Source organism: Oceanispirochaeta sp. (assembly GCF_027859075.1).
In the GTDB taxonomy this organism is placed as follows: Bacteria; Spirochaetota; Spirochaetia; order DSM-2461; family DSM-2461; genus Oceanispirochaeta.
In genome coordinates, this window is the sequence record NZ_JAQIBL010000001.1 from 1 (window position 1) to 11,117 (window position 11,117).

General features: G+C 46.0%; 12 protein-coding genes. All 12 read left to right on the plus strand.

The genetic code is table 11. From position 1 onward, the window contains the following. The coding region (locus tag PF479_RS00005; protein WP_298000953.1) for an extracellular solute-binding protein at positions 1–1,055 on the plus strand (1,055 nt) is incomplete at its 5' end. Between the two features lie 153 nt (positions 1,056–1,208). Next, positions 1,209–2,162 carry a carbohydrate ABC transporter permease gene (locus PF479_RS00010; RefSeq protein ID WP_298000955.1) on the plus strand — a complete coding sequence of 318 codons (954 nt, stop codon included), beginning with the start codon at positions 1,209–1,211 and terminating at the stop codon, positions 2,160–2,162. Between the two features lie 15 nt (positions 2,163–2,177). After that, on the plus strand, positions 2,178–3,005 hold the full coding sequence (locus PF479_RS00015; protein ID WP_298000957.1) for a carbohydrate ABC transporter permease: 828 nt from the start codon (positions 2,178–2,180) through the stop codon (positions 3,003–3,005). Between the two features lie 16 nt (positions 3,006–3,021). After that, positions 3,022–4,161: an ABC transporter ATP-binding protein gene (locus tag PF479_RS00020; protein WP_298000959.1), complete on the plus strand. Its 1,140-nt coding sequence runs from the start codon at positions 3,022–3,024 to the stop codon at positions 4,159–4,161. Positions 4,162–4,173: 12 nt separating this feature from the next. Continuing rightward, entirely contained in the window at positions 4,174–5,298 is a 1,125-nt protein-coding gene (locus PF479_RS00025) for an ABC transporter ATP-binding protein (RefSeq protein ID WP_298000961.1), read from the plus strand. Positions 5,299–5,311: 13 nt separating this feature from the next. Next, positions 5,312–6,388 (plus strand): alcohol dehydrogenase catalytic domain-containing protein, encoded by a 1,077-nt coding sequence (locus PF479_RS00030; protein ID WP_298000963.1) that lies wholly within the window; start codon positions 5,312–5,314, stop codon positions 6,386–6,388. Positions 6,389–6,440: 52 nt separating this feature from the next. Beyond that, positions 6,441–6,908, plus strand: coding sequence for a ribose 5-phosphate isomerase B (gene rpiB, locus PF479_RS00035; RefSeq protein WP_298000965.1), 468 nt, complete (start codon positions 6,441–6,443; stop codon positions 6,906–6,908). A 5-nt stretch (positions 6,909–6,913) separates the two neighbouring features. Next, a complete protein-coding gene (locus PF479_RS00040) occupies positions 6,914–7,891 on the plus strand; it encodes a carbohydrate kinase family protein (protein ID WP_298000967.1) in 978 nt (325 codons plus the stop codon). Positions 7,892–7,904: 13 nt separating this feature from the next. Continuing rightward, a complete protein-coding gene (locus tag PF479_RS00045) occupies positions 7,905–8,909 on the plus strand; it encodes a dihydroxyacetone kinase subunit DhaK (RefSeq protein ID WP_298000968.1) in 1,005 nt (334 codons plus the stop codon). A gap of 45 nt (positions 8,910–8,954) precedes the next feature. Next, positions 8,955–9,599, plus strand: coding sequence for a dihydroxyacetone kinase subunit DhaL (dhaL, locus tag PF479_RS00050; protein WP_298000970.1), 645 nt, complete (start codon positions 8,955–8,957; stop codon positions 9,597–9,599). Between the two features lie 90 nt (positions 9,600–9,689). Continuing rightward, positions 9,690–10,637: a sugar phosphate isomerase/epimerase gene (locus PF479_RS00055; RefSeq protein WP_298000971.1), complete on the plus strand. Its 948-nt coding sequence runs from the start codon at positions 9,690–9,692 to the stop codon at positions 10,635–10,637. 145 nt (positions 10,638–10,782) lie between these two features. Further along, positions 10,783–11,117: response regulator (locus PF479_RS00060; protein ID WP_298000973.1), on the plus strand; the 335-nt coding region annotated here is incomplete at its 3' end.

Consider the following 11,117-nt stretch of genomic DNA (forward strand, 5'->3'; position numbering starts at 1 on the left):
CAGTACCTGGTTATGTTCAGCCGCTGGATGAATTCATCAATGATCCAAACCTGGTTTCCCCCGACTATGATTTTGCAGACTTTTACCCCGGTGTTATTTCTTCACTGAAATGGGACCTGGTACCTGGTCACAAAGTCGGTGGCGGCAGCCTTTGGGCTCTTCCCCTTGGTTTTGAAACAAACACTCTTGCCTATAACAAAAGAATTTTTGATGAAAGAGGCCTGAAACCACCAAAAACCATGGCAGAACTTGAAGTCCTGTGTGAGCAGCTGCAGGAATTTGACGGACCCGGCAGCTATGCTCTGGCTCTTCGCGGTTCCAGAGGTTGGGGAACAATCCACGCCGGTTATATGACCACATATTCTAACTACGGTGCTGTCGACTTTGAAATCGAAAATGGTAAGCTCGTTTCCAAGATGAACTCACCCGAAGCCGTGGAGATGACAGAAGATTGGGTCAGCCTGATCAAGAAGGGTGGATCTCCTACATGGGCCAGTTATACATGGTATCAGGCCGGAGCCGACCTGGGTGCCGGTAAAGCCGCCATGCTCTTCGATGCCGACTGTAACGGATACTTCCAGAATCCCTGGGGCGCCTCACAGGAAGCCGGAAATATCGCATGGGTTCATGCTCCCCTTCCCGAAGGAAAGACCGAAGTCAATGCAAACCTTTGGACATGGGCTATGGCCATCAACAAGGCATCAAAGCATAAAACTGCTTCCTGGTTGTTCCTCCAGTACTTTACAAGCAAAGAGTTTAACCAGTGGGCATCCACAGTTGGTAAAACTGTAGACCCCGCCAGAAGATCCGTCTTTGAAAGTGCTGAGTTTAAAGAAGTACTTGCCGAATCAACAGGATACGCACAGGCTTTTCAGGACTCTGTAGCTGGTACTACCATTCAGTTTACTCCCCAGCCACACTTTTTCGAAACAACAACCGAATGGGCAGCGACCCTTCAGGACATTGTTTCAGGAAAGTACCCCTCTGCTCAGGCCGGACTGGATCAGCTTAAAAAGAAAGTTGACAGGATCGTTTCTGATATAGAAGTGGAATAGCTTATTCCCTTCCCTTTGATCTGATACAGGATACGGGAGGCTTTCAGCCTCCCGTATCACTCAATCAATTAAATAAATACTGCATCAATTTGCAGTCAATTCATCTCTATATTTTGAAAACTAATTTATTGAAATAATAAAGGAGAACCCCCTTTGAAAAAATTGAATTCAAATAGAGGTCAAAGAGCTGTAGATGAGCAGGATCTGACGAGCCTCACCAGTATTCATTGGAGTGTCAAAGCAAGGCCGTATTTTATCATGGCCCCCTGCCTGCTCATTACAATCGGTATTCTATATCCCTTTGCAACCGCCATTTTTTATTCCTTTACTAACTTTTCATTCAGATTGCCCAGTTGGAAGTTTGTGGGCTTTAAAAACTGGATTTATATGTTTACTGACCGTGATTTTTGGCATGCCCTGTTAGTGACACTCCAGTACGCCGCGGCTACCACGATTCCCCAGATGCTTTTAGGATTGGGAATAGCCCTGCTTCTGAATACGGAGAACTGGTTCACCAGAGTCCTCAAGGTTGTCTTGATTTTCCCTCTGATGATCGCTCCGGTTATTGCCACTCTCATATGGCAGCTTATGACCAACACTTCAGTCGGTATCCTTGAAAAGTTTCTCAACCTGTTTGGTGTCTATGGATTTACCTGGGCCGCATCATCCCACACGGCTCTGTTTACGGCGGCTCTCATTGATACATGGGTCTATGCACCCTTTGTCATTGTTCTGGTTTCTGCGGGACTTCAATCACTCCCCAAATCTCCCTTTGAGGCAGCTAAAGTCGATGGAGGATCAAAATGGTTCACATTCAAGACTCTCACTCTGCCCATGCTCAAACCTTTTATGTACATTGCCCTGATTTTCAGGCTTATGGCTTCCCTTCAGGAATTTGCCATCATATTCGCTTTGTCCAAGGGCGGACCCGGAAATACACTTATGAATCTGTCTATAACCGGTTACCAGACAGGATTTGCCTACTTGAAATTCGGAAAATCCCTGACCTACGTGCTTTTCCTGTGGGTCATTATCTACATAATCAGCAAAAAGCTTGTGAGTAAATATCTGTTGACCCAGAAACAGGCCGCCGGCGAATCTAATTAAAGGAGAATTTTGTACATGACACTGGAAAGATCGAACTATGTAGGAAAGGTTGTGAGAAATTTTCTTCTGGCCTCCTGGGCTGTATTTGCCCTGTTTCCCATCCTCTGGATGATACTGATTACTTTTAAAAGTGATATAGAAGTGTTTAACACAACATTTCTGTTTCATCCCACCCTGGAAAACTACGATGCGGTATTACTTAAAACCGACTATTTTAAGGCTTTTCTGGACAATATTATCGTCAGTGGGGGAGCCGTACTGGTATCCGTCATCGCCGGAGTCCCGGCAGCCTATGCGCTGGCCCGATTTGAATTCAAGAAGAAGGAAGACCTGGCCTTTACAATCCTGTCCTTCAAGTTTGCTCCGGAAATTCTGGTTATTCTGCCCCTCTTCATGATCTATCAGAAATTGGGGATCTACGACACTTATTTTGGACTGATCTGGGTGTATCAGCTCATCACCATGCCTCTTCTGGTCTGGGTAGTCCGGGGTTATTTTGAAGATGTTTCTGTCGAAATAGAACAGGCTGCCAAGCTGGACGGTTACAGGTGGTGGGAAATCTTCTATAAGTTTCTGCTGCCTCTGATTAAACCGGGTCTGGTTTCATCAGCATTGTTGGCGTTTATATTTGCCTGGAACAGTTTTACATTTCCTCTGTTGCTGACTAGTTTCAACGTTGAGACTGTCACCGTTGCCTCATTGAAATACATTGCTTCAGACACCGTTCATTACGGTCAGATGGCTGTCGCTGCTACAGTCGCCGCTTTGCCCGAGGTTATTTTGGCATTGCTGATCCAAAAGCACCTGGTCCGCGGGCTGAGTTTCGGTGCCGTAAAAGGTTAAGAAGGAGGAGAATTGAATGTCACAAATTGAACTGAATAATCTGACAAAAACATATAAGCAGACCACTGCACTGAAGAATATAGACCTCGTCGTGAAAGACAAGGAATTTATTGTACTTTTCGGTCCTGCCGGAGCTGGAAAAACGACCATGCTGAAGATGATCGCCGGCCTGGAATTTCCCGATGAAGGACTCATTAAAATCAATGATGATATTGTGAATGTGGTTCCTCCTGCCAACAGGAATGTATCCATGGTGTTTGAGAATTATGCCTTATATCCCCATCTATCGGTGTATGACAATATTGCGTCACCTATGAGGAGTTCTCTGTACAGAGAAGATGAAGAGTACATCAAAAAATCCATCATGGCTGTCACAAAAAAGATGAAGATTGATAACCTTCTGGAAAGACTGCCCTCCCAATTGAGTAATGGGCAGCGTCAGAGAGTGGCCCTGGGGCGATGCCTTGTACGAAAACCAAACGTTTTCTTAATGGATGAACCTCTGGCCCATCTTGATGCCAAGCTGCGTCACTTTATGAGGGCCGAACTCAAGGAGATGCAGTCCTCCTTTGATACCACCACCATCTATGTCACCCACGATTATATGGAAGCTCTTAGTCTGGGAGACCGAATTGCTATCATTAATCTTGGCGAAATTGTGCAGATCGGTACGGGGAATGAACTCTTTTATACTCCTTGCAATCAGTTTGTAGCCGGTCTGATGGGTGAACCTGAGATCAATTTGATTCCTGCGGAAATTGTCCGGGATAATGGAACAGTGAAAGTAAAACTGCTGCACCAGGATCATCTTTTTGAGGTTCCAGAAGATGTTACGGATTTTTTCAGAAAAAACAGCATTGAAGGGATCAATCTGGGTGTCCGGGGAAATGACATGTCCTACAGCCGTAAAAAGGATGATGATGATTTTATGAAGGGTTCTGTCTATGTTCTGGAACCCATCGGTAACCGATCTATCCTCACAGCCGAAGTCGACGGTCATAAAATACGCATCATCGTTCCCAATGATTACAGCTGTGAGATGGATTCTGACATATATGTGAAGCTGGATCTCAAATACAGCATGTTTTTTGATGCTGCCACCGAGGAGTTTCTCATCCGTCACAATCAAAATGATCTTCTGCAGGATGAAAGGTAAAGGAGTACAGAAATGCCTGAGCTAATGCTTAGAAATGTTTTTAAAAGGTATGATAATAAAAAGAAAAAGAGCAAGGTTGTCAATGATTTTGCCGTGAATGACCTGTCTCTTGTCTGCAATGAAGGCGAGTTTATTGGAATCCTCGGCCCTTCAGGATGCGGTAAAACAACCACTCTGCGCATGATTGCCGGATTGGAAGAGATTACCGGCGGTGAGATCTTGATTGATGATGTTGTCATCAATCATCAGGACCCCAAAGACCGTCATATCGGACTGGCTTTTGAAGACTATGCTCTGTATCCGCCCATGAGCGTCTATGACAATATTGCCTTCAACCTCAGGGCAAAGAAAATTGATGAAGCTGTCATCGCCGAGCGAATCAGTAAAATTGCGCCCCTTCTGAAGGTGGAAGACCTGTTACAGCAAAAACCAATCAGCTTGAGCGGTGGACAGAAACAGAGGGTTAATATTGCCCGGGCCATAGTCAGAGAACCTAAACTCCTCCTTCTGGATGAACCTCTGTCTCACCTGGACGGTAAGATGAGGCAGGTTCTCAGGGATGAGATCAAACGCCTTCATAAATCGATCAACTGCACCACCATCATAGTGACCCACGATCAGCTGGAAGCCATGTCTCTTTCCGATAAGATTGCCATCATGAAAGACGGTGTTCTTCAGCAGTATGGAACACCACTGGATATCTACGATAACCCTAGCAATGAGTTTGTGGCCGGCTTCATCGGGGAACCCCCTATGAACCTTCTGTCTGTGACCATCAAGAAGGCAGAGATAGGTTTTCTTTTTGTTTTCCATGAAAGTCCCCTCAGTATTCCAGTTCCCTCAAGGTACAACGATGTTGTTCATGACGGGATGAAGGTCCGTCTGGGTGTCAGACCAACAGACGTCTTTATAGGTTCCGAAAAAAGTCTGGGCTCAGAGATCGATATTGCTGTCTTTGAAAGCCTGGGTGAAGAGCGGCGGCTTCACTTCCGGGTGGGTGACGAGTTTTTGACATTGATCACCACGGACAAAATATTTTACAAGCCCGGAGACATTATCAAACTGGAAGTCCTTTCCGAGAAAACCCACCTGTTCAATATAGAAACGGGCAATAAAATCACTGCAACTAAGAATTGAAGGAGAACGAATTATGATCAATTTACCAAAAAAAATGAAAGCTGTTGTCGCCTATGCTCCCGGAGATTACCGTCTTGAAGATATGGAAGTTCCCAGAGCTGGTGAGGGTGAAATTATAATCAAAGTGGAAGCCTGCGGCATCTGTGCGGGTGACTTGAAGGCCGAACATGGGGCATCCCGTTTCTGGGGCGGAGACGGAACTCCTCCCTATATCAAGGCTCCTGTTGTTCCGGGTCATGAATTCCTGGGTGAAATTGTAGAAATGGGTGCTAATGTCAAAGGCAAATTCAAGCTGGGTGACCGGGTTATTTCCGAGCAGATTGTTCCCTGCTGGGAGTGCCGCTTCTGTAAAACCGGCCGTCACTGGATGTGTGAAAAACACGATGTATACGGTTTTCAGAACAATGTAAACGGCGGTATGGCCGAGTATATGAGATTTCCTAAAGAGGCTCTTGTCTATGATGTCCCTAAAAGCATTCCTGTGGAGAAAGCCATTCTGATTGAACCCTATGCCTGTTCAAAGCATTGTGTAGACAGAGGAAATATCGGCAACGAAGATGTGGTTGTCCTCTCAGGCTGCGGTACTCTGGGGCTGGGAATGGTGGGAGCCATCAAACTTAAGAACCCAAAAACCCTCATCGTTCTTGATATGAAAGATGACAGATTGGAGCTTGCCAAAAAGTTTGGAGCTGATGTGGTTATGAATCCATCCAAAGTGGATGTTGTGAAAGAAGTACGTGCTATGACAGAAGGCTACGGATGCGACGTGTATATCGAAGCCACGGGTCATCCCTCCAGCGTCCAGCAGGGACTCGAGGCCATCAGAAAGATGGGAACCTTTGTTGAGTTCAGCGTCTTCGGTCAGCTCACGACCGTAGACTGGAGCATCATCAGTGATACAAAAGAACTGGACCTGTTCGGTTCTCACCTGAGTCCCTTCTGTTATGAGCCGGTCATCGAATGGATAGAAAACGGAAAGCTTCCCACAGAGGGAGTCGTTACTCATAGCTATCCTCTGGCTCAATTCAAAGAAGCCTTTGAACTGGCAGGAAAGGGTGAGGGTTCTCTCAAGGTCATACTCATCCCCTGAGAAGAAGAGCCGGCTTTTTTTTAAGCCGGTAGAAGCAGAATAAGGAGAAACAATGGATATTGCCATCGGTTGCGATGAAGCAGCCCTGGATTTGAAAAATATTATAAAACAACAACTCATGGACCTGGGTCATCATGTGGATGATTTCGGTGTAAACGACCACAAACCGGTTTTATACCCTGATATTGCCGTGGCTGTCTCTCAGGCTGTAGCCGACGGCTCCCATGAGAGGGGAATTCTTATGTGCGGTACAGGTATCGGTATGGCTATTGCCGCTAACAAGGTCCCCGGCATCAGAGCGGCGACCTGTCATGACTCTTATTCGGCCCAGAGAGCCCGCAAAAGTAATAATGCTCAGATCATGACAATGGGTTCTCGTGTTATTGGTATTGAGTTGGCCATAAATCTGGTGGATATCTGGCTTGATTCAGATTTTCAGGGAGGAGGGTCCACGGCCAAAGTCGAGAAAATAATGACCTGGGAACGTGACCTGCATGCCCTTCATCAAAAGGAGGGCTAAGACGCATGAAAAGCAGTAAAGTGGTCAGTCTGGGCCTGCATATCTGTGATGTTCTTGGCCGTCCTGTAAATGGAATCCCTCCCGGACAGTCCCTGACCATTCTGGATGAGACCAGAATGACTGTGGCTGGTACAGCAGCCGGAGCCAGTGTGGATATGGCTAAACTCGGTCTCGAGGTCTATGCCATGGGCGCTGTCGGAGAGGATCTCATTGGTGAATTTGTTGAGAGTTCCATGAAATCTTTCGGAATAAATACGGCAGGACTTATCAGGAAAAAGAATGTGCAGACATCCACTTCAATGCTTCTGATCAGGCCTAATGGAGAACGCCCGGCACTGCATGTTCCTGGTGCCAATGCCTGTTTCAGCCTGGAAGATGTTGATTTTGATCTGATTGCCGCTGCCGGATTTCTTCATGTGGGAGGGACAGGACTTCTCCCGGGTATTGATGGTGAAGATACTGTCCGCATACTGTCATTTGCCAAAGATAAGGGATTAGTCACCACTTTTGATCTTATTGCTCTTGAGACTGTTGATGCATTGCCCCTGATTATACCCTGCCTCCCCTATATTGATTATTTCATGCCGGGGCTGGAAGAAGCCGTTCTGATGTGCGGATTTGATGACCGACAGAAACTGCACCGCTTCTTTCTGGAAAAAGGTGCTGGTCATACGGTTTTCAAGAATGGAGAAAAGGGCAGCTTCATCGGCTGGCTTGAAGGTGGTGAACTGAAAGAGCTTCATATCCCCTGTTTTGAAGCTGAAATCGTTGATTCGACGGGCTGCGGTGATTCTTACTGCGGCGGATTTATCAAAGCCCTTTCACGGGGCATGACTCTGGAAGAATGCGGCCGGATCGGCAGTGCCTGTGGTGCTCTCGTTATATCAGGCCTGGGTTCTGATGCAGGAATAAAGGACTGGGAACAGGTTTTGAACTTTTCCAGGATTTCAAAGACTTCTATTCCCGCCGGAGAAAAGAAATAAAAAGGATTTAGATATGCAGAGAATAGTGAATGATCCCACCATGGTTGTCGAGGATATGCTCAAAGGATTTATAAAGACTCATAAAGACATTGTCACTCCTACGGGTCATGAGCGTGTTATCAAATACAAAAATGCTCCTGTTCCGGGGAAAGTCGGTATTGTTACCGGTGGTGGTTCCGGACATAAACCCGCCTTTGTCGGTTACATTGGAAAGAATATGGTTGATGCTGTGGCTGTGGGCGAAGTGTTTGCCTCTCCTACGGCAAAAGCATTTTTTGAAGCCATGAAAGAGGCCGGTGCCGGTGAAGGTGTCGCCTGTCTCTATGGTAATTATGCCGGTGAGAATATGACTGTAAAAATGGCCATGCGTATGGCTGAAAAAGCCGGACTGAAGGTCAAAACCGTCGTGGCAAACGATGATGCCGCATCAGCCCCCAAAACAGAATTGGAGAAGAGAAGAGGTGTTGCCGGTGAAATCTTCATGTGGAAAGCAGGAGGAGCCAGGGCTTCACTGGGCGGTTCCCTTGATGAGGTTATCCTTTCGGCACAAAAAGCCATAGACAATACCAGAAGTGTCGGCATCGGTCTGACATCCTGTACGATTCCCGCCGTCGGGCATCCAAACTTCACCATTGAAGAAGGGACTATGGAAGTCGGCATCGGCCATCATGGAGAACCGGGCATTAAAGTGGAGGCCTTAAAAACGGCTGATGAACTGGCTCAGGAAATGCTTGATGTCCTCCTGCCGGATCTTCCTTTTGTGAAAGGTGATGATGTGGCTGTGATTCTTTCGGGACTGGGAGCAACTCCTGTCATGGAACTGTACATCCTCTACAATAAAATTGAAGAAATCCTATCTGCTGCGGGCATCACCGTGTACCGGTCTTATGTGGGGAATCTCTTTACCTCTCTGGAAATGATGGGATCCACTTTGACTGTGATGAAGCTGGATGATGAACTGAAAGAACTGGTGGATATTGAGATTGATACCATGGGCCTCAAGCAGTTTGCCCGATAAGCCGGGAGACTGCAATTTGTAACAAAATAAAAAAAGGAGTACCAAATGGGGAATACTTTTAATAATGCCGATGGATACATCATTCTGCAGAACCTTATAAGCTGTATTAAAGCTAATGTTGAATATTTAAGCGAAGTCGATGGGAAAATAGCCGATGGTGACCATGGTATCAACATGGATAAGGGCTTTACCATCACGGCAAAAAGACTGGAAGGCAAAAAGCTTAATCTCACCGATGGAATGAACCTTCTGGGGGATGTTCTGATATCCGAAATCGGTGGTTCAATGGGACCAATCTACGGCAGCTACTTCATCGAATTGGGGGACGGCTGCAAAGGTCTTGAGCAAATCACCAGGGAAACATTTCTTGAAATGTATAAAACGGCTCTGGAAGTCGTTTTATCATTGGGAACAGCCAAGCTGGGTGATAAAACCATGCTGGATGCCATGATTCCTGCCATTAATGCCTTTGAATCGTCTCTCAAGGCCGATAAATCCTTTGCTGACTGTCTTACAGATATGACTGCCGCCGCCAAAACCGGGATGGAGTCCACCAAGGATATGGTGGCTAAAATCGGAAGATCCGCCAGGCTTGGTGAACGCTCCCGGGGGGTTCTGGATGCCGGTGCTGTCTCCTGTTCTCTTATCATTGAGGACATGGCAAAAAGCATTCAGTCACTCATGCAGTAGTAGATGAATGGGGATAATTTCATGGATGTGTTTTCCCTCTCATCAGTCATATCTTTTTGAAAAATGGTCTCACCTAAAAGGACAGGTTATATGAATCTACAGAATTTTGAACTCAAGAATAAAACGATAAAAGAGCGGTTTGATGCTTTAAAAAAGGAGCGAGGGGGCTCTCTGGGGTCACGGTTGAATCTGTCCTGGAGCAATTGGGGTTTCGGCCTTGAGGATCTGGATGATTCTCTTAAAAGGTTGTCAGAAAATGGAGTACCTTATATTGAACTTCATGGAAATCATTACGGAGATGACCTTGGTTATTCCGGTACCACAGTGAATGAACTGCTTAAAAGATATGATATACAGGTTTCTGGCATATGCGGGATGTATTCGGTAGACAATGACTTTTCAGCGAACCGTCCTGTCAAAAGGCAGGCTGCTCTAGACTATACAAAAAGGGAAATTTCCTTTATAAAAGAAGTTGGCGGAGACTATATTCTTGTTGTTCCCGGAGCTGTTGGAAGGAGTGTAGCCTACGATAATGCGGAGTTTCTCAGAAGCAGTGAAACCATCAGAATGATGGGGGATCTCTTCGTTCATAATGGAATAAAAGCCGCCGTAGAACCCATCAGAAGAGATGAAGTCAGCCTTGTTCATTCTATTGAGGATGCCAAAGAGTACATTGCCGCGGTGAATCACCCTGGAATCCGGCACATCAATGGTGACCTTTTTCATATGCAGGCCGAGGAAGATCATATTCCCCAGGCCCTCATCTCTGCCGGTTCAATGCTTACAAATCTGCATATGGCAGATAGTAACCGGCGGGCTCTTGGAGAAGGTTCCCTCGATCTGGATACGATCATTATGGCTCTGTATCTGATTGACTATAACCGGAAAGGTTGTTATGTCACACCGGAGCCTTTGGGACCGGGTAGTGACCCTTATCAGTCCATGAACAGAATACCTGATCAAAAAGCATTGGATCATCTGGTGTCACAAACGGTCAGAACCTTCAGGGAAAGGGAAGACTTGCTGAGAAAATCATAGGCCATCATGATGGGTGAATGTTTCGGGGATTGTATAGGCAGTCATATTCCTTATGAAAGCGTTCTTTCCCTGTTACGAAATTTTTAAGCTGCATCTTTGGTCTTCAGGTCTTTATATCTATTTAAATTGATAGTTGGTGAAATAATTGATAAAGATTCTAATTGTGGATGATGAACTTCTGGTCAGAATTGGTTTGAAATCGACTCTTGATTGGGAAAAATACGGCTTCTCCCTGGTTGGTGAAGCCAAAAATGCAAAGGAAGCGGAAGAGTTCTTTTATCAATTCTCACCGGATATCCTGCTTACCGATATCTCCATGCCCGGAATTAATGGTCTGGAGTTGATCAGCCGTCTCAGGAAAATGAAGCCGGAACTTCAATCCATTATCCTCACCCACTTTGAAGACTTCTCTTATGCCAGAGATGCTCTCCAGCTGGGGGCTCTGGATTATATTTTGAAATCGAATCTGACACCGGAACG